This is a genomic window from Cyclonatronum proteinivorum, from assembly GCF_003353065.1.
GTDB classification, from domain to species: Bacteria; Bacteroidota; Rhodothermia; order Balneolales; family Cyclonatronaceae; genus Cyclonatronum; species Cyclonatronum proteinivorum.
In genome coordinates this window covers 2,022,444-2,043,055 of the sequence record NZ_CP027806.1, presented here as the reverse complement: position 1 = coordinate 2,043,055, position 20,612 = coordinate 2,022,444, and the positions used below count along the sequence as shown (strand labels likewise).

The following is a 20,612-nucleotide window of genomic DNA, read 5'->3' as shown; positions in this document are numbered from 1 at the left end:
TTAATCCTCAGCAAATATAAGCAAGCAATAAGCGAAAAACACAGCTGTTATGTTTTTTTCGGTTGAAGTTCAATTCGCCCTATTTTAGGCAGGAAGTTTATAACCGCTTCATCACGTTTTAATTCGTCGCTTCACCTCCCCTGCGCCTCTTTTTTACATGTCAGCTAACGGAATCAGAAAACTACAGAGAGAAATCCTTAAAAGGCATATCGGGCCTTTTTTGTTTTGCTTCCTTATCGTCATGTTCCTGCTGCTCATGCAGTTCCTTGTGCTCCACATCGACCGGCTGATAGGACGCGGACTCCCGATTTCAATCATCCTTGAGCTGATTGCCACCAACCTCGCCTTCATGGTTGTGCTTGCCATGCCCATGTCGGTGCTCGTTGCCTGCCTGATGGCTTTCGGGAAATTTTCTGAGCTCAACGAGTTCACGGCGGCACGGGCAGCGGGCATCAATCCGCTCAGCATCATCTATCCCATTTTGATGGCAGGGACTTTCTTAGCCGTTTTTCTGGTGTATTTCTCCAACGAAATCCTGCCGGACGCTAACTTCAAAGCCCGCTCGCTTTTCCTTGATATCCGTACACAGCGGCCCGGATTTGACCTGCAGGAAAACGTGTTTTATGACGGCATTGACGGCTACAACTTTCTGGTACGACGCATCCCTGCCGGTACAGACAGTTTATTTGACGTCATACTGTTCCGCAACGGCAACGATCAGGTTGACGCAGCAGTCATTCGTGCACATTCCGGTTTTCTGAAATCCGTGCCCGATACCGACTTTCTCAGCCTTTTCCTGTTCGACGGCTCCATCAGCCGGGACCTTTCCTCCGGTGCAGACGGCAAGCGGCGGCACGAGCGCACCTTTTTCAGCACCTACCGCGTCAACTTCGACATGGGCGACCTCACCTTCAGCCGAAGCGATCCCAATTCCCGCCGGCGTGATGACCGCACCATGAGCTCCCAAATGATGCTCGGAATTATCGACTCCCTGCACACCAACACCCGAAACGACTTCGAGCTGTACCGCAACGATCAGAGCCCGACCCGGCTCATGCGGAAGCACCGCGAGCACATCCGCCCCGACGCCTGGAATCCGTTCCAAGAAAGCGGTCTCCGAAATGAGCGGGATGAAGATTACCCGTCATCCGCAAAGGAAACGGGCGCGGCACCGGTTCAGGATGTCAGCGGCTCAAACACGGAAACCATCTTCACTTTTGCCCGATACGCAGATGTTGAAGCGGAAGCGGAATTCGCAACAGCAGACGCAGCCGACAGCCTCGCCCAAAATTCCGGTTCCGGCGAACTGCCCGCAGACACCCTTGCGCGAAGCAATATTGAAGAAACGGCCTTTGTCATATTAAATCAGCTTCAGACCCTTGAGCTGCAGAAAGACGCGGCAAGTGCAGTCGTGGCAAGCCTGCGGGGCGGGGCATCGCGCCTGAGTTCTCATGCCAACAACAGGGCCTGGCGCACCGAGCGTATTGCCCAATACATGGTGGAAGTCCATAAAAAAGTAGCGATTCCCGTAGGCTGTATCATTTTTGTGCTTGTGGGCGCGCCGCTCGGCATCCTCACCCGGAAAGGCAACCTGGGGTTCAATGCGCTCATCGCAACAGTGGTGTTCACCTATTACTGGATCACCATTATACAGGGGGAAAAGCTGGCCGACCGGCTGGTCATTTCACCTTTTATGGGGATGTGGTTTGGCAACATCACGCTGCTCGCACTCGGCATCTACCTCATGGCCAAGGTGATGTATGAGTTCAGGTTTTCAGATCTTTGGAAGGGTACAGAGCTCGGGTCAGCGGCGCCACAGCCGGAAACAGCCGTCATTGCGTCAGTCACAAATACAGACACCGGATCAGATTCGGACACCCCTGCGCCCGGGGATCAGCCGCGCAAACAGGAGCCTGCCCCATGACCCGCATTGACCGATTCATTTTTATGCGGCTGCTGCTTGCAACGCTCATGGTACTGGGCGTGCTCGTGTTCATTTTTATCGTTATTGACTTTTCGGAAAACAGCGACACCTTCTCCGACCGCGGCGCCGAGCTCAGCGAAATCTGGTCCCGCTACTACCTCAATTACATACCGGAGATGATCCGGCTGGTTTCCCCGGTCGCCGTTTTCGTGGCCGTACTGCTGGTCGCAGGGCAGATGAGTGAGCGGCTCGAACTGACGGCCATCAAAGGCGCAGGCGTGAGTTTTTACCGCTTCATGGTGCCTTTTCTGCTCTTTGCGACCATGGTGACGGGCGTACTCAGCTATCTCGACGGCTTTGTGATTCCCGGCGCAAACGACGAGCGCTTCGAGTTTGAGCGGCAGTACCTGGCAAGGGGCTCCGACCGCATTGATCGCTCCCGTCTGTTCCGGCAGGAAAACGAACACACCATGCTCACGGTGAACTACTTCGACAGCCGCTCTGCCATGGGCTATCACGTCCGGATTTTCAGGTTCGAGAATGACCGGGTTGCCGAAATTGTGGACGCCTCACGCATGGAATGGCAACCCGAAACCGAAGAGTGGCGGCTGATCCGGCTCGAGCGGCGTTTGTTTACGGATGAAGGCATTGTGCGTACGTCCAGCCATCAGGCAGACACAACCCTGACCGTGCTGCCGCAGGATATGGCGCGGTCCACAAACGACATCTACCGCCTTACCTACCCGGAAATCATCGACTACATCCGCTCGCTGGAGCGCAGCGGAGTCGGCGGGGTTGCCCTTCCCAAAGTGCAGTTTTTCGGAAAGCTGTTTTATCCCTTCGGGACTATTGTGATCACGCTCGTCGGACTCGGCATTTCGACCTCCAACCGGCGCAAAGGCGGACGCGGCGTACTCCTCGGCACCGGTCTCATCGTGATTTTCTTCTATCTGATTATCATGAAAATCATCGAACCCTTCGGTGCAAGCGGTCAGCTCGACCCCCTCTGGGCCGCCGCCGCCCCGCACCTGCTGTTCCTGCTGATCAGCTTCTTCCTCATCTGGCGAACGCCGAAGTAGACAACATAAGATCCCGCATTGTTTTGAACAGGATTTTTAGAATTACAGGATGAACTGGATGTAGTAAAACCAGCTACCAAGCCCGATCCCCGTCCTGACCCGGTTCAGTTCAGTTCAGTTCAGTCCTGTCTCACCCCCGAGCCCGTCATCCCGTAAATGCTGCAGCACGGGGCCCTATCATCTGCACGAAACTTCACGCAGCATTATACGGGATCTGCCAAGCGGGAATTGCCGTGATGAAATAGTACGGCTGTGGTGCCGGTTCTGCAACACCCACCGCCCCGCATCTGAGTGGGCGTTTCCGGTATGACGGCCACGAGGGTGATTATGGGCACACTTGGCATTAAGCTCTCTAAATAATTACCGCGTGGTGGTAATTCGCTTCTTGCCTTCGACAGGCATTTCCACACCCCGTCCCGCCACCATCCGGGCGTTGAAAGAGTTTAAAAGCAATCATAATATCATCAACCCTTACAGCATCTCATTGGGGCCACCCCTCTCAAGAGGGGAATTAATAAGTGCCGTCTTATTAATACCTTCGATCTCGTATCTGCATTGCTGTTTTGGCATGGTAATCCTGAAATGCCACGGAGCCAAACTCCCCTCTGCGAGAGGGGTGCCCCCGGGAAAGTCCTGACCAGCGGCATGGAACCGGAAAAAGTCACAAATGTTAAAACGGCTCCGATTTTGACGGGGCGGGGTGTGAACGCCCGGAAGTCAAATATCTCCTCCTTACGCCAAGGGAAGCATCACAAAGTACGGATCAGAAAAAATCATATACAACAACCCGCCCCAGCCCTGAAAGGGCGACATACCACAGCCCGGGGTGACAACCCCGGGATCACGACCCGTCAATAATGGAGCCCTGAAGGGGCGGCATATCATCCAAAGTTTTTTTCACTGGCGATTTTCTAATCATGCTGACATTTAGCGGTCATTGATTCGATCATCAAAGTCGCCACCCGCCCCGTTTCTTCCTTTCATAGTTTATCGGGTTGCACTGAAAAGGGTAGCCTTCGACCGGCTTTCCCACACCCCGTCCCGCCACCATCCGGGCGTTGAAAGAGTTTAAATCCAACAATAACATCATCAACCCTTACAGCATCTCATTGGGGCCACCCCTCTCAAGAGGGGAATTAATAAGTGCCGTCTTATTAATATTTTAGAGCTCGTATCTACATTGTTGTTTTGGTATGGTAATCCTGAAACGCCACGGAGCCAAACTCCCCTCTGCGAGAGGGGTGCCCCCTGGAAAAACAAAATCAGCGGCAAGAGCCCGAAAAAAGCATCAAATGTTAAAAAGGCTCCGATTTTGAAGGGGCGGGGTGTGAACGCCCGGATGCCGGAGATCGAGCACCTTACGCCACGAAAATAATACCGGACACTTGTAACGAGAGTAATAAATAATTCCAACAACCCGCCGCTCCAGCCCTGAAAGGGCGACATACCATAGCCCGGGGTGACAACCCCGGGATCACGACCCATCAATAATGGAGCCCTGAAGGGGCGGCATATCATCCAAAGTTTTTTTCGTTTACGATATTTCTAATCATGCTGACAGTAAGCGGTCATTGATTCGATCACCAAAGTCGCTTCCCTTCCCTTTTCTTCCTTTAATAATTTATCGGGTTGCACTGAAAAGGGTAGCCTTCGACCGGCTTTCCCACACCCCGTCCCGCCACCATCCGGGCGCTGAAAGCGTTCAAAGGCAAAAACAACACCATCAGCCCTAACAACATATCATTGGGGCCACCCATCTCGAGAGGAGAATTGAAAAGTGCTGTTTTATTAATACCTTCGAGATTGCATTAACATTGCTGTTTGGCTCGGTAGCCCTGAAATGCCACGAAGCCATAATTCCCATCTGCGAGAGGGAAGTTGGTTAAGCGTGGTGATAATAATGTTTTCAATGCTTTAATGGCATTTCCCTCACCGCATTTTCGCAGCCCGCACAGATGTTGCCGCGGTGCCCGTAGGCAGGCCGCCAAACTTGCGCATGCGTTCGGCGAAGGCTTGTTTTACGGTTGGGCGGTGGTCGTTGGTGTGGAGCTTGATGCGGTGTGCGTCCCACAGCAGGCCGCCTTCGCCGCTGCGGAGGCCGCGGCGGTTCCAGAACCAGCCGGCCACGAATTGCAGGGCGAGGTTGAGGCGGGTGAGCAACCCACGGGGGACTTCCGGCGTGGCAGGTGCTTCGGCATAGCTGTTGTTGGGGAAGAAATCCGTAATCCAGCGGTTGTGGCGGCGGATGTGGGTGCAGCCGGGTTTCAGGCTGACTTTCCGCAGGAAAAGAAGCTGGAAGGCGGTGTAATAATCCCGCTGCCAGTGGACTTCCTGCGCGTTTTCCGCGAGAATGTAGTTGGCGCAGATCCGGCTGTTGGGGCCGCCGAGGAGGCTGACGAGCCGCACCCATGCCCATGCGAGCCAGGCGCGGCCGGGGGCGGCAATAACGAGGAGGTCGAGATCGGGCTGCGCATCGAGTCCGCTGCCGTGCGCGGTACCGCCGCTGTAGTACAGGCCACGGACCCAGGGCGAGGCCATCAGAACGCCCAGCAGTCGCGCATGGCGCCGTCGGACGACCTCGGAGCTTTGCGCCCATCGCGGGCTTTCGGTGCGCCCCCGGTGTTCCCCCAAAAACAAAACCCCATTTTCCTTCACTACCAAGTCAGGACGTAGGCTGAGGAGCACATCAAGCTTTTCCTGAAACGCAGTTTTGCTGAGGCGGACACCACTTAGCGAACGGTGCAGTTTGGCCGGGGTGATGCCCGAACCAAAAACATCAGCATAGGCGATACCACTGAGGAGGGCCACGTTCGGGCTGGTTTCGCGATTACGCTCCGGCTCACCGTGCAAAAAAAGCGGACGCGGGCTTCGCAGGCTGCGGGTGATGCGCAGCATGTCGGTATCCCGTGTTTCGGGAGAGAAGCGGCGGCGCATGTGTCGCGCGGCTCCGGCAAGTTCGGCAGCGGGAATTTCGAGGAGGTCGCCCATGCCGCGTGCGATCTGCGCCGGAGCGCTCGCATCGGTGGTGAGGGCATGGCCCGCAGCGGTTTCCTGCAGGGCGGGGTCACGGGAAATGAGCACGGGCACCTGATTGGCAAGGGCATCCATCACAGGCAAACCAAATCCTTCGATATGACTAACAAGCACGAGTCCCGACGCAAAGGCGAGGAGGTCAGCCAGGCGGGTATCATCCACAAAACCGGCATAGCTGACACCGGGGATTTCGCGGATAAGGTCGCGGATTTTCCGGTTCCAGGCAGGTTGCCCGTGAAAGCGTCCCGCGAGCACAAGCGACACCTTTTGCTGTTTGCGCAACAGGGCATAGGCGCGCAGCATGTTTTCGATGTTTTTCTTGGGCTCGAGGTTGCCGATATAAAGGAGATACGGCTCTTCGTGGACAGGCACGGGATTGCAGCAGGTAACGGGCAGGGCCGGCGCATGCACAAGCACGCGCTCAGGTGAAATGCCGGTGAGCGCCAGAATCTGCCGGCGCGATGCTTCACTGACGCTTAGAATGACGCGTGCGTGTTTGAGCGTATGCCGGATGCGGAGCCGGTAAAAATGCCGCATGCGCGGGCTGTAAAACTGCGGATGCGTGAGAAACGAAAGGTCGTGAATGGTGACCGCCGCCGGATAAGGCCAGCCGGGCGGCATGAAATAGTTGGGGAAAATACCGGCATCTGCATGGATGTTGGGCTGATTTGCGGCAAGCCGGAAGTTCAGCTCGCGGTGCCAGTCACGCGGCCCTTCCGGCATCTGCCGCATTTGAGGGTGCCAATTGCCGGGCGAGGTAACGACCTCGTACCGCTGCGCGAGGCCTTCCGCCAGATTTTGGGTGTAGCGTCCCGTGCCGGAAGCGACCGGGCGCACGCTGGATGTATCAATAAATACAGTTCTCATAGCTACAAAATCATGCGGTTGAAAGTCGTTGGGATTAAAACCGGCAGGCGGCGGCTTTCATTCAGGCCAAACACAGAAAGCGGGCTGCGCCTGAATTGATTTTCTTTCGGGGATGTTTACCTTGCCCGAAAAGCATCCCACTTTTAAACCCGCCCTTTTGCATCTCAACAAAACATCTTTCCGGCAGTACCTGCGGATTCTGACCTACGCCCGGCCTTACCTCGGCCGCTTGCTGTTTGCCCTTGTCGCTTCCCTTTTGGCGACGCTCGTGTGGCTCGCCGTACCGCTTGGCCTCCGCGAGCTCCTCGATGCCGTATTCGACGGCGGCAACCGGGAGCTTTTGAACACGGTCACCTTCATACTGATCGGACTTTTTGTGATGCAGGCTTTCCTCGGCTTCTGGGGCAGCTATTTGCTCGACTGGATCGGCGAGCGGGTCGTCACGGATTTACGTCGCGAACTGTACGCACACCTCAACCGGCTGAGCCTGCGGTTTTTCTCGAATCAGCGGCTGGGGGAAATCACTTCCCGCCTCACCAACGATGTGGGCGCGATTCGCGACGCCGTGACCGGCACCCTCTCGGAGGGCCTCACCCAAACCATCAGCCTGATCGGCTCGGTCGGACTCATGGTGTACCTCAACTGGCGGCTGAGTCTGGTCATTTTCGTGACCGTGCCGCTGATCACGCTGGCTGTTCGTTATTTTGGCGGCCTCATCCGGAAGCTCTCCCGAGAAGTGCAGGACCGGCTCGCTGACACGACAGCCATTGCGGAGGAGTCGCTCGGTGCGATTCAGTCGGTGAAGTCCTTCGCGCGCGAATCCTACGAAGTGGCGCGCTACAACGACAAAGCCGAGGAGCTGTTCCGCACGGCCCGGAAGCGCGTGCTGTACAGCAATTTGTTCTGGTCGGTGGTTGCGGTGATGTTCCTCAGCACCATGATCGTGATTTTCTGGTACGGCGGCACCGAGGTATTGGCGGGTCGGCTGACCGCCGGAGATTTGGTAGCCTTCATCTTTTTTGCCTTCAACATCGGGCGCTCCCTCGGCGGGATGGCGCGGGTGTATGCGGTCTTCAGCAGCGCGGTCGGCGCCTCGGAGCGGATTTTCGGATTGCTGGAAGAAGTGCCCGAAATAGAGGATCATCCCGAGGCCAGGCCACTGGACCCGGTCCTGGGCGCGGTGGCTTTTGAGGAGGTTTCCTTCGGGTACGGGGAGGATCAGTCCGTGCTGGAATCGGTGAACTTCCGTTGTGAGCCGGGGGAAATCGTTGCGCTCGCAGGACCAAGCGGGGCGGGCAAAACGACGCTATTGAGCCTGATTCCGCGCTTTTATGAGGTCACCGGAGGCCGCATCACTATTGACGGCCGGGATATCCGGATGATTCCGCAACAGCAGCTTCGCAGCTTCATCGCGGTCGTGCCCCAGGATATTCAGCTTTTCGGCACGACCATTCGGGAGAACATCCGCTACGGGCGGCTGGAGGCGACGGACCCAGAAGTCGAGGAGGCGGCGCGTCTCGCGCAGGCGGACGGCTTCATCCGAGAGCACCCGGACGGCTATGAGGCCAGGGTGGGTGAGCGGGGCATCAAGCTGAGCGGGGGGCAGCGGCAGCGCATCGCGATCGCGCGCGCCATCCTCAAACAGCCCCGCATTTTACTCCTCGACGAGGCAACTTCCTCGCTCGATTCAGAATCTGAAGCCGCGGTGCAGCTCGCGTTGGGTCATCTAATGAAGCGCTGCACAACTTTTGTGATTGCGCACCGCCTCTCAACCATCCGCGACGCCGACACCATTTTAGTCATGGAACAAGGCCGCATCCTCGAGCGGGGCCGGCACGAACAGCTTATGGCCCAAAACGGTTTGTACCGAAGGCTGCACGATATTCAGTTTCAGGAGAAGCTTGTCTGAGTTTTGAGTTCAGAGATTGTAGGTGCCGGGGTAAGTTTGAAGTATTTAATTGGCGGGGATTTTTTTGCGAAGGGGATTCCAAAACAGCTTGAGGCGCCAAATTCTTGCTGCCAGCTTTATTTGGATAAAGGAACACAAGCTATAACCCGACTATTTCACCAAAACCATGCTTTGTGTGTGGATGACAGGTGATGAACCGGTTTCGGTGAGGCGGATGTAATAAATGCCGCTTGAAAGGTCATCTGCGCGAAACCGGTAGCGATGCGTTCCGGCGGACAGTACGCCGGCGCTGAGAAGACGAATGCGGCGACCCTGCGCATCGTAAACTTCGAGGCGGATATCTGCAGCCTGCCCCAGAGTGAAGGAAATGTTTGTTTCCGGATTAAAGGGATTGGGATAGTTGGGATGCAGCAGGGTCCGGACAGGTCGCTCACTTCCGGGGTCGGCGGTGCTGAAGGTGACCGGCGTGACCACGATATTATCGAGGCGTAACTCATCGCGGGCCCCGCCTCCGGTTTGCTCACCGGTGTAATAGAAAACCCAGCGGAGCTCGGCATTGCTGCGGTCCATCATTTCTTCCGGCAGGGGCAGCTCGCTGAAGTGGCGCGCGTGTCCGTTTTGCTGTCGCTCATATTCTACAATTTCACCGAGGTGAAGGAAGTCTGCGAAATCATCCTCAACCGATGGCCGGTATTGCAGGCGGATGGCGTAGCAGCGGTTGTTCGCAAGGATGGTAGCGCCCAGCCAAGAAACGTGGGCTGCAGTAACCCCGCGGGTATCGAGGGCAAGCACCGCAGCGCCAACATCCCGCCCGCGTGCCGTATTGATGAAGCTGATACCCTGTGCGCCGAGTCCGTTGATGCGGGTGCGACGCGTGTTGTTGTACGGGAAGCCCAGCGTTTGGGCGTCATCCGGATGATAGTCGCCGGGCGGCACAACGTAGGGTGAATTGAAAACGGCGTCGAGCTGTGGGTCGTCTTCAGCGCTCATGAGAAACACCATGTGCGGCGGGTAGGAATAATCGGGCTCATCAGGCGACCAGAAATCGAAAGTGTAGCTGCCGGTAGCCAGCGGATGCGGGTCCGGGGTGAGCAAGGTTTCGAGCCGGTAGGTGTAAAGCCGGTTCTGCGCGTCGCAGACAACATACAGGCGACGTCCTTCAAAATCTACGGCTATGCCTTCGGGTTTCACGATATTGAGGTCAAAATGATAGCGGGGGATCAGGTCCGTTCCGGCGACCACAATCTTGCGGCTCTCGTCGCTCAGAATCCAGAGTTCACCGCGTACCGCTTCGTGGAACAGGCCGGATATGTCGGTGATATCAAAAGGAGATTCGAAATTTATGTGCGTGGTTCGGATAATGTCGAGATTGGAATTGAGCTCCCAGATAATCCGCGGATTTTTTTCGTTGGCCACAAAAAAGTGCCGGTTAAGCTGATTCAGGGTGATGCCTTCGGGACCATCATTCTCATTGGGCTGACCAATATTGAGGCTGCGTGTTTGCAGAATGTTTCCGTCCCGGTCGAGCTGTTTCATTAGCCGCGCACGCTCTTCCACAATCCACAGGGTATCCGTTTCAGGATCATAGGTGATGCCCTCCATATCCTCACCTAAATAAGGAAGACTCTCGACAATTTGTCCGCCAGTTGTGATGCGGTGAATCTGCCCCATAGGCTCATCACTGACCGTCCACAGGTAGTTGGGATCACTATGCAGATCGAGTCCGGACGGATCAATAACCGGCAGTGACTGCACAGACAAGAGCCGGATGGAATTATACTGCGGGGGATCGGCGGACGCAGGCAGGTGCGCCATGCCGCTTAGCAGCAAGAGCAGTACAAAATTTAGAAAAGTGCGCATGGATTGGTGATTTTCATAACAGCAGAATCAGAATGCTGAAAAAGAAGAGATATGGCTATCAAAATAAGCAGGATTGCACTCGGATACGATGCCGTTTTAGGTTGCCGATTTTGTACCTGCAATGGACCCGGCGCATTCATTGTTCGTTAAGCCAAGCCAATTGAAATGACTCGTTTTTTTGCAATTATAAATGACGAAGGATGGAGGTCGAACAGGAACTACAGGATCGATAAGCAAACGTCCAACTCAAGCTGCAAACAGGTAATGAATAAGTGCACTTTTAATAATTACTTTAGCGGCCATATTTGCATTTTTTTTGGTTACAAAACCCTGAAACGCTCCGATGCAAAACGCCCCTCTGCAAGAGGGGAATTGATAAGCGTCGTGTTAATAATTACAGTTATAATGCCGGCTTTGGCATGCCCTGTTGTTCGAGATTGCACGTTTTTCGTTTTTGATTTCGAAACATCATTGAGACACAAGGTTTTGCGTCTCTACCGGAGCGGCACCTTTGTAGCACGAAAATATCGCACGCCAAACCCACGAGGCCGTCATCCCTGAAATGCTGCGGTACGGGGCTACATAATCTGCACGAAACTTCACGCAGCTTTATCAGGAATCTACCAAGCGGGACCCGCCGCGATGTAATAGCGGGTTTGGGATGTCAATTCTGAAATGTGTGCATTCGATTTTGCAGGCCTGCAACGGGCATGGTCGCAGGCCGAAGCTGGTAGATCCCGGACAACGTCGTTGAGCTAAGGTCATATTTATCAAGCTCCTGCGCAGGCGTTTCCGGGATGACGCCGTGAGGGGGGCTCCGGGACATATACACTGCACGGATTAACAGAGCGTCCGAACCAGCCTCCCAAACCCCATCACCAGATCCTTCGACTCCGCCTCCGCTGCGCTTCGGCTACGCTCAGGATGACAGGGGCATTTTCCAAGACCCCCGGTGCGGCTTGCCGCGCCGTTTGACGCAAGGCGACGCTGTCATCCTGAGCGGAGCGCAGCGGAGTCGAAGGACCTGGTTATGGAAGGCTTCGAAACGTTGATCCATATCGGGGCAAGACAGCCGAAGGGGATCTCTCACATGGGGCTTCGATGGCCTGCCGGGGCAGATCTATTTTTCGGGGCTTTGATTGTGGTGTTGCCATGCCCCGCTGATGACACCTTTATTTACTTTTGGAGTAACCGTCCACGGTCTTCGGTCTGCGGTCTGCCGTCTGCCGTCTCCATCCCAAAAAGCAACGCATTCATCTTCGATTTGGGGGCTTTCAATCTTTCACGGGGCCCCTGATGCTCTGTGAGTTTTCCCCAAAAAAAAATGGCGCATTGTTAAGGGTGAGGCGTTCGGTGTCCGACCTTTGGTGCCCGGTTACGGGTTTCCTTTTTGCGCTGTATGCTGTGATGCGGGCTTAGTTTCTGATGATCCAGCGGATGGCGATGCGGAAACGGCGCGGGGGCATGGGGTAGCGGGCGGTTTCGAAGTAGCCAAGCTGACCGAGGCCGTCGAGGAGGTTTTCGTAGCGGAATTGCACCATGAGCATGCGTACGCGGGCGGAGGCTTCGAGGTCGAAGCGGTAGTAGGCGGGGATCGGCTGATCGGGTGTAAGGGGATCCCAGTAGTCGAGTTCGGGGTAGTAGGCGGGACTGTGGAAGGCGTTGGGCGAGAAGGTGAATACGCCGCCGATTTTGGCGTAGGTCGCGAAGTTGAGGAAGTAGTTTTTAAGGTAAAAGTACGCCCGGTTGGTGTTGCGGACCCCGCTCTGATCCAGAAACTGATTTTCGGCCCGGGCGGATGTGCTGAAGTAGCGCTGCACCGTGGCGGAGAGGCCCGCTTCGAGGTAGCTTGTTTCGAAATCGGCAAAGACTTCCGCCCCGAGCGATTGATAGGCGTCGATGTTCTGGAAAATGCCGGTTTCGGGGTTCATCACGATGGGGGAGGCGATGCGTGAGCCGTAGGCGCGCAGGCCGAGTGCGTCAATCCAGCCGCGGCCCCACTGCAGCCCGGCTTCGGCCCGGATGATTTGTTCGCGGCTGAGGGCGTCATCCCCCAGAAAATCTTCGCTGATCCAGAAGAGCTGCTGAATCGTGGGCAGCACTTCCCCTACGGAGAGTGACTGCCAAAAGTGCCAGTTTGGGGCGGGACGCAGATCGAAGCGGTAGCCGGCTTCGTAGCCAAGCTGTCCGTCGGTGCGGTAGCTGAGCTCGGACCAGCCGCCCAGCTGCACGGCTGCAGCGGGCACAAATACCAGCCTGAGCCCGGCACTGAGATCGGTCCAGGCCGAGCGGTTGATCAGGGTGTTGCTGTCGTCATCGAGTACGGTGGCGCGCAGGTGCAGAAGCGGCTGCAGCTCGAGCGGACCGCGATCGATGCGGGTATCGGCATAGGCGCCGTAACTGAATGCGCGGTAAAAGAGCCGGTCGAGGTTGTCGTAAAAAATGCGGCGGTCGCGGTTGTGGTACAGGTGAATGCGGCTCTGCTGCTTGCTTGCTTCATCGGGCCGGTGAAACAGCGAGGCCGAGACCAGGGTTTTGCGCGTGCTTGAGCGGGCGTTGGTGCGCGTTACGGGTGTAAGAAGCGGTTCGAAGTTGAAGAAGTTCAGGTCGGGGATGGTGTAGCCATCTGACTCATCCATCTGAAAGCTGTTGTAGAACAGCTGTGCCTGCGCCGACCAGGCTTCGTTGAGATAGTGCGTGTAGCGAACCGATGCCTGTCGGGCGTCGAGCGAGCTGCGGCGGTAGTTTCCGTTGTCGTTGTTGCCGCGATAGGCCAGCTCGATATTGCCGGAGCGGTTTACGTTGCGTGAGAATATGACTTCCGCCCGGCGCACATCACTGCTTGTATCTTCAAAATTGATCCAGGTCAGCGGTTTGTTCAGGTAGAATCGCCGAAGGGCGAACTCGCCGGTGTAGCGGATACCACCTTCGTGTTCGCTGTACAGCCGCATGCGGTCGAGCGGCAGAAAATTGCTGTTCATGGCTCCGCTTACGGTGTTGTTGAGCGGGATGCCTTCGAAGAGAAACTGCTGATGCCGCGGTTCAATGCCCCGAAAAAGGATGGCGTCGTTGCGCCCGTGTGAGCCCAGCCGGAAGGAGATCGCCCCTGACTGCGCCTGTCGACGTTCGGCCAGGTTGTACCACTGCTCCCAGCGCTGCAGGCTGTCGGTGAAGACTTCCGTGAATCCGGGATTCAGGCCGACCTGCTTGGGAATCACGATCGGCTGCGGACGCCGGCGTTCTTCCGGCACTTCAGGCTGCGGATCGGAGAAGCGCCCGCGTCCGGTCGGGTCAAAAGTGCCGTTTTGGAGGGTATCCGGCAGAGCCGGGGTTTCGGTCTGAAGGGTGTCAGGCACCGATGGCGGTTCCGGCGCAGGCAGGGTGTCGGGCACGGCCTGCCACAGCCAGAGAAGGGACGCTATGAGAAATGCGGGACTCAGCATGAAACGGCTTCCGCCTCAGCCAACGACGACCGGGGCGTCGTAGGGCATGCGGGTGATACCGGTGAGCACGCGCCGGGTAATATCGAGCGCGACCAAAGCCGTGCGTTCTTTGTTCATTTTCCGGTTTTTGAAAAATTGCGCCCGCATGGCAAAATGCCGCTCGCCGTCGTAATAGCCGAACCAGACCAGCCCTACCGGCTTCTCTTCGGTGCCGCCCCCGGGTCCGGCAATGCCGGTCGTACTCAGGCCGACATCCGCGCCCAGCTTTTCGGCAGCGGCTTTGGCCATAATAAGCGCAGTTTCGGCACTCACCGCCCCGTGCTGTTGCAGGATTTCCGCCGGCACCCCAAGTAAGCTCGTTTTGAGTTCGTTTTGATAGGCGATGATACTGCCGTTGTACCAGCCGCTGCTGCCCGGCACATCGGTAATCATGCTGCCCAGGAGTCCGCCGGTACAGCTTTCGGCGGTGGCAATGGTCTTTTTGCTGTGCTCCAGCAAGCGGCCTACGGCAGCGGGCAGATCATCTCCCTGCACTTCCGAATAAATGTGCTCACTCGCTTTGCGCCGGATGTGCTCAATCAGCGGCAGCGCACGGGCCCGTGCCATTTCAGCGGTCGTGCCGGTTGCGGAAATCCGAAGTCCGACCCCGTGCGAATGCGGCAGAAAAGCAAGCTGCACCCCATCTACCAGCTTGTCGCTGATGTCCCCGATTTCAATATCGCTCAGGGTGCTTTCCCCAATGCCCGCCGTGTGCATGTAATGCCGGAACAGCGTACCGTTGGCGCCCAGCTTCTGCGCAAGCCGCGGCCAGACCTCCTTCTCCATTAAATATTTCATCTCCGACGGCACGCCGGGCAGGGAAACAAGCACGACGCCCTCAAAATCGAACCACATGCCGGGTGCCGTACCGGCTTTATTGAACAGCACCTCACAGGTATCCGGCACCATGGCCTGTGCCAGATTGGACTTGGAAACCGGAATGCCGCGCTTTTCAAAGTTATATTCAATGAAATCACGCGTCGGCTTGTGTTCGGTGAAGGAGCCGCCGGTGTAGCGCAGTAGGGTGTGTTTGGTAACATCATCGTGCGTCGGACCCAGGCCGCCGGTTATGATGATAAGCTCCGATACCTTTGCACAGTCCTTTAAATGGTGCACAATTTCCGATTCGCTGTCCCCGACCGTTACGCTGCGTACCGGCTCGATATCATGCTCGGTCAGGAAAGTGCCGATCCAGGCGGCATTGGTGTTGATGATGTCGCCGATCAGCAACTCGTTGCCGATCGTGAGAATGCTTGCTCTCATGAATGAAAAAGTTGGATGAAGTCCGTCGGTTTGTTTGTCAGCATACTAAAAATGTAAGTTTATCAAAATAACCAAACGCACGGAGCGGTGCTGTGAAATTTATGCCCCAAAGCCGGGCATGTCCCCGCTTTTTATTCGTGCGCATTTCGGTTATTTTGGGCGACCAACAAACCCTAAACAAAGTTCATGGCCCTTTTTCCGAATTCAAACTTTAACGCTGCCGATTACCCTGCCCTGAAGCGGATTCCGAACCTGCTCACGCTCATGCGTATCATGCTTGCACCGGTGTTTCTGGTCCTCTTTCTGCAGGAAGACTGGGTGCTGCGGCTTGCTGCCGTAATCGTATTCACGGTAGCGGCCATCAGCGACTACCTCGACGGCTACCTCGCGCGCCTGCTGCAAGCGCACTCCGAATTCGGAAACTTCATGGATCCCCTTGCCGATAAAATTCTCACCTTTCTCGGCTTCGCTTCCCTGTGTATCCTCAGCCCCGATTTGTTTCCGTGGTGGGCCTTTGGCCTCATTGTGGGGCGCGACCTGCTCATCACCTGGATGCGCACCCTTGCCCGCAAACAGGGCTTCAGCATGAGCACAAGCTACTCCGCCAAGCTCAAAACTGCCGTTCAGCTCATTTTTCTCTACATCGCCCTGCTCTCCTTCACCCTGCTCATGATACCCGCCCTGCAGCAATTTGTGGAAGCATGGCTCATCCAAACCGGCATACTGACCTGGATGTATTTCGGGGTGATGGCCTTTACCGTGTACACCGGCCTCGAATACGTACTCCAAAACCGTGACCTTTTTGGAAAAAAAGCCACCCCATCCGCGTAACATCGCCTTCTGGCTCGGTACCGGCCTGGGCTCCGGACTGACTCCCAAAGCACCGGGCACGGCCGGAAGCCTCGCCGCCCTCCCCTTCATCTACGGCGCCGGGCTAATCGCCGGCCCCACCGGCATCGCCGCCTTCCTCCTGATTTGGATTGCCGCAAGTCTGTTCACCGCGCCCGGCTTCGAACGCGCCTACAGCGACGACCCCGCCCTCTTTGTCGCCGACGAATGGGCAGGTCAGGCCGTCCCCTTCATCGGCATCAGCTTCACCGGCAGTCTCGCAACCGACATCCCGATCCTCCTTGCAGGCTTCATCCTCTTCCGGATTTTCGACATCACCAAACCCCTCGGCATCAAAAAAGCCGAAAAACTCCCCTCCCCCCTCGGCATCCTCGCCGACGACCTCCTCGCCGGCCTCTACGCCCTCCTCCTCCTCAAACTGCTGATTATGTTTTTGTGATAGCACCCATAACGCAAGCCCCGACAAAGATCCGGCTTGCGGCCTAACCGCACAGCATATTCTCCGCCAACAGATCCCAACCCATAGCCCGAACACCCGCCTGACGGGCAGGTCGGGCTTTTATTTTTTTGGGGAAAACTCAGAGAGCATCAGGGGCTTCGTGACAGATTGAGAACCCCCAAATCGAAGATGAAGGCGTTGCTTTTTTTGGACGGCAGACGGCAGACGATTACTCCAAAAGTAAATAAACGAGTCATCCCAAACAGCCGGGCATGGCAACGCCGCTATTAAAGCCCCAACAAACCGGCCTGCCCCGGCAGCCCATCGAAGCCTCACGTGAGATCTCCTGCGGTTGTCTTGCCCCGATATGGATCAACGCAACGGAGCCCTCCACAACCAGATCCTTCGACTCCGCTACGCTCCGCTCAGGATGACAGCGACGCCTCGCATCAAACGGCGCGGCAAGCCGCGCCGGGGGTTTTGGAAAATGCCCCTGTCATCCTGAGCGGAGCTGGAGCGCAGCGAAGGCGGAGTCGAAGGATCTGGTGATGGGGTTTGGGAGGTTGGTTCGGACGCTCAATAAATCCGTGCTTTGTTTATGTCCCGGAGCCCCCCAACGGCGTCATCCCGGAAACGCCTGCGCAGGATATTGATAAATAAAACCTTAGCTCAACGGCGTTATCCGGGATCTACCAGCTTCGGCCTGTGACCATGCCGGTAGTTGGGCCTCCAATGGCGACCGGGGTCTTTGTGGTTCCGGCTTCCCAGGTCAGCTATTGCATTGCGGTAGTTCAGGCTTGGTAGATCCCGGATAATGCTGCTCTGGCTTTGTGCAGGCTATTCGGTCCCGCGCTGCAGCATTTCCGGAATGACGGGTTCTTTGTAGATGGTATTTGAGAGAACAAATTCAGTTTCTTGGATTTGATTTTGATATCCGAAATTGTAGAGACGCGATTCATCGCGTCTCCATTTACCGCGTCTCGATTTATCACGTTTCAAATCAACGCACCTCTACGCGCGGTCGTTGGGGCAAATGATCTGTTTCCAGCCTTAGGGGTGCCCCACCATTTGCCACTGTGGTGGTTAATTAATTTGTTGCCTCCGACCAGCATCTCCACACCCCGTCCCGCCACCATCGGGGCGTTGAAAGAGATTGGAGACTGCTCAGGCATCATCAACCCTAACAATTTCCTACCGGGGCCACCCCTCTCGAGAGGGGAGTTTTGTATCCCAAATATTAACAGCATTATAGCCTAAAAATGACACACTGACATACTGTGCGGTGACATACTGAAAATCCCCTCTCGAGAGGGGAGTTTCATATCCCAAATATTAACAACATCATAACCAAAAATGACACACTGACATACTGTGCTGTGACACACTGAAAAATGCCCCCTCCTCAGCGGCCCGGGTGTGCTTCGCTGAATTGATACCCTTGTCTTGGCAGTAGTACGTTAAAGCCGTCCATATTAGCATTACCTATCATCAATCTATCCCAATCAGTTTTTTGTGATTGGGAATACGTTCCAAACATGGTTGCAATGGCAGTAATCACACCGTCATACTCAGTAAACCCTTCAGGAAAAGGGTCGCATGAAGTATCAATAGTACTATCCCTGATGGAGTAGGCGCAAATGGGTTCCTGGTTTTGATTTCTGCCTTCCCTTGGTTGACCCCAGAATGTACTCTCGTTATCAAAGCCCACAACATTCATCCCCGGAACTATCATATAGCTAGAGAGCGGGATATAAAACTGACCCCCCGCAGAAACACGTGCAGCATCAAAAAATTCTGTTCCCGCACCAATATTGTGAGATATAAAAAATACATTTCGTTTTGGACTAAAAAGATCGACTGTCCCGCCGCTTCTTTGAACAAGCCAACCATTCAAATACTGGGTAAGATCTGGCGAGAAGCCTCCGACTATTTCTATGTTGTATGGATTTCCCCCAACAATAGCACTGTTCCATATCCCTTTTAGCCGGTTCATGTACTGGTTGAAGCTGTTTTTTGTATACTCCAAATCAGGAGGTATAACTCCCGGAGGGTTTGCTCCTCCGTCTGGAAGAGATGATATTGGATCCCAACCACGCTCTATTCTTTTCTGATCCACACACTGTTCAGGTCTTGGCATTTCTCCGATTATCCAACCAGTACAGTCCATGGTCGGATTACCCCAATTGTGAACTACGTATTGTGTCTCTTCTATGCCTCCCAGAGTTTTTATTAATGGAACTATTAAAGCTTCCTCAGCTCTAAAGTTTTGAGCGTTTGCAAAAACTGAAAACGCGTAAACATCTAAAAGTCTTGGCGGCGACACCCATCCCTGGTCTATGTAAACGCCTTTCAGGGTTTCAATCCTCGTATCTACATCTGCCGAAATATCAAGGAACCAATCCACATTACTATCAACGAGGTGCTCTCTTGTCGAGCTGTATCCTCTCACAAGCCAGCTTTTTTCGCCGTTGTGTACATGACTCAAATACTGGGTTTCATCTGCGTGAATTCCTCTGTGCACCATCATTCTGTTTAGTTGGCTGTACTCTGAGTTAAATCTTGCTCTGAACTCTCCTTCAGGAATTTGGCCTGTTATTCTTCCGTTTTGTGCGTAAAAAGTTTGATCTACCTCGCCGTCTCTGCTTATAAATCTCAGGCTCGCCGTATTGTCTGGCTCAGTTATAGCTCCAAGCTGCCCTACACCTTCAGTGTTATATGTAAGTGTTAGCGCTGTTGTTGGAAGGTCAATGGTGAAGGTTCTTCGGATGCTGGTCTGTCCGGTTTGGGTGCTGCTTTGCCCGATATCGTTGTGCACCTGTACCTGCCAGTCGTACAGGCCGCTGTCGGTGTAGGTGTGGGTGAGCGTCTTATCCAGCTCGTGTCCGCTCAGCGGGAAGGTGGCCAGGGTGCCGTCCCCGAAATCCATGCTGAGCTCGGTGAGCGCATCGCCGTTGCCCTGCGCCTGGATGCGGTAGCGCAGCTCGTCGCCGGGCATGGGCCAGGCGCGCTCCGACAGCACGGTGACCTGCAGGCTCACATTCTGCTGCGGGGCTACCCTCACGTTGAAGTTCCGCCCGCTCTCATGGCCGCCCGCGCTGGTGACCATCACCTGATACACAATGATGCGGGGATGGGTGTTGGCCAGGCTGTAGGTGCGGGTGATTTCGGTGGTGAAGGTGTCAGCGCCGATACCGGTAAAGGTCTGCGAATATGCGGGGTCGTTGAGCCCGCGCACCTGCACCTGTTCGATACCGTCGGCATTGCTGACGGTGAGCGTGTAGGTGTTGTCCCGCCCGTCGATGGCCGCGGCGGGCGTCCAGGTGATGGATGAAATTGCGGGCGCGTCGTCGGGTGCGGATGGGGAATCGCAGCCCGTCAGCATAAAAAGGGCAGCCGTGAGCGCCAGCACACCCCAAAAGGCCGCGGCGGGCAGACGGAAAGCGGCGCCGCACAGGCGGCAGCACTCGCAAAAGAAGCGAAAGATCGGCTTAAGCATTGGCATAGGCATTTTCATTGGCATGGCAGCAAAAAAAGAAAGGGCTGATGTTTGGATATTAAGATGGGCGTCAGCAAGAACCCACAGCTCCAAAATACGCAAAAACAGCTGTTAAAGGCAGCAAGAAAGGCGCAGGCCGTAGCGCCGAAAAGCACCAACCGGAAACGCCCACCGGTGGTGACGGGGCGGGGTGTGACCGCCCCAGTGCCGGGATTGGGGCGGCGTACGCCACGAAAAAAGACATCACACAATTGTAATGAGCTCAAAAAAAGAATTACCCCAACGTAACCACAGCCCCGAAAGGGCGGCATACCACAGCCCGGGGTGCCAACCCCGGGATTGCGGCCCCACACAAATGGAGCCCTGAAAGGGCGGCATATCTTCGGGGGTGCGTTTCGATTCTTGCGCAAC

11 protein-coding genes are annotated in these 20,612 nt (G+C 55.6%); 6 read left to right on the top strand and 5 right to left on the bottom strand.

What is annotated here, in order from left to right:
• The first annotated feature begins 157 nt into the window (after positions 1-157).
• The gene (locus CYPRO_RS07890) at positions 158-1,924 is read left to right on the top strand and encodes an LptF/LptG family permease (protein WP_114984096.1); all 1,767 of its coding nucleotides are present in this window, start codon (positions 158-160) and stop codon (positions 1,922-1,924) included.
• On the top strand, positions 1,921-3,003 hold the full coding sequence (locus CYPRO_RS07885; protein ID WP_114984095.1) for an LptF/LptG family permease: 1,083 nt from the start codon (positions 1,921-1,923) through the stop codon (positions 3,001-3,003). The genes CYPRO_RS07890 and CYPRO_RS07885 overlap by 4 nt, the downstream gene beginning before the upstream one ends.
• A 1,929-nt stretch (positions 3,004-4,932) precedes the next feature.
• On the opposite strand, the gene CYPRO_RS07880 is transcribed toward CYPRO_RS07885, so the two are convergent.
• Positions 4,933-6,903 (bottom strand): glycosyltransferase family 4 protein, encoded by a 1,971-nt coding sequence (locus CYPRO_RS07880; RefSeq protein WP_114984094.1) that lies wholly within the window; start codon positions 6,901-6,903, stop codon positions 4,933-4,935.
• 157 nt (positions 6,904-7,060) lie between these two features.
• Between CYPRO_RS07880 and CYPRO_RS07875 the strand changes: the two genes are divergently transcribed.
• Positions 7,061-8,812, top strand: a complete 1,752-nt coding sequence (locus tag CYPRO_RS07875) for an ABC transporter ATP-binding protein (RefSeq protein ID WP_240644863.1) — start codon at positions 7,061-7,063, stop codon at positions 8,810-8,812.
• Between the two features lie 150 nt (positions 8,813-8,962).
• On the opposite strand, the gene CYPRO_RS07870 is transcribed toward CYPRO_RS07875, so the two are convergent.
• From CYPRO_RS07870 to CYPRO_RS07855, 3 genes are all read right to left on the bottom strand, one after another.
• A complete protein-coding gene (locus CYPRO_RS07870; RefSeq protein ID WP_114984092.1) occupies positions 8,963-10,672 on the bottom strand; it encodes an SdiA-regulated domain-containing protein in 1,710 nt (569 codons plus the stop codon).
• Between the two features lie 1,415 nt (positions 10,673-12,087).
• Positions 12,088-14,115, bottom strand: a complete 2,028-nt coding sequence (locus CYPRO_RS07860) for a TonB-dependent receptor (RefSeq protein WP_114984090.1) — start codon at positions 14,113-14,115, stop codon at positions 12,088-12,090.
• A 15-nt stretch (positions 14,116-14,130) separates the two neighbouring features.
• A complete protein-coding gene (locus CYPRO_RS07855) occupies positions 14,131-15,417 on the bottom strand; it encodes a competence/damage-inducible protein A (protein WP_114984089.1) in 1,287 nt (428 codons plus the stop codon).
• Positions 15,418-15,603: 186 nt separating this feature from the next.
• Here CYPRO_RS07855 and pgsA point away from each other — a divergent pair, with 186 nt between their 5' ends.
• From pgsA to CYPRO_RS16560, 3 genes are all read left to right on the top strand, one after another.
• The gene (gene pgsA, locus CYPRO_RS07850; protein ID WP_114984088.1) at positions 15,604-16,248 is read left to right on the top strand and encodes a CDP-diacylglycerol--glycerol-3-phosphate 3-phosphatidyltransferase; all 645 of its coding nucleotides are present in this window, start codon (positions 15,604-15,606) and stop codon (positions 16,246-16,248) included.
• A complete protein-coding gene (locus CYPRO_RS07845) occupies positions 16,220-16,705 on the top strand; it encodes a phosphatidylglycerophosphatase A family protein (protein WP_240644862.1) in 486 nt (161 codons plus the stop codon). Before pgsA ends, CYPRO_RS07845 begins: the two co-directional genes overlap by 29 nt.
• Positions 16,706-16,977: 272 nt before the next feature.
• On the top strand, positions 16,978-17,139 hold the full coding sequence (locus CYPRO_RS16560; RefSeq protein WP_164682643.1) for a hypothetical protein: 162 nt from the start codon (positions 16,978-16,980) through the stop codon (positions 17,137-17,139).
• A gap of 968 nt (positions 17,140-18,107) precedes the next feature.
• Here CYPRO_RS16560 and CYPRO_RS07835 read toward each other — a convergent pair.
• Positions 18,108-20,303: a PKD domain-containing protein gene (locus tag CYPRO_RS07835; protein WP_124245568.1), complete on the bottom strand. Its 2,196-nt coding sequence runs from the start codon at positions 20,301-20,303 to the stop codon at positions 18,108-18,110.
• Between the last annotated feature and the right edge of the window lie 309 nt (positions 20,304-20,612).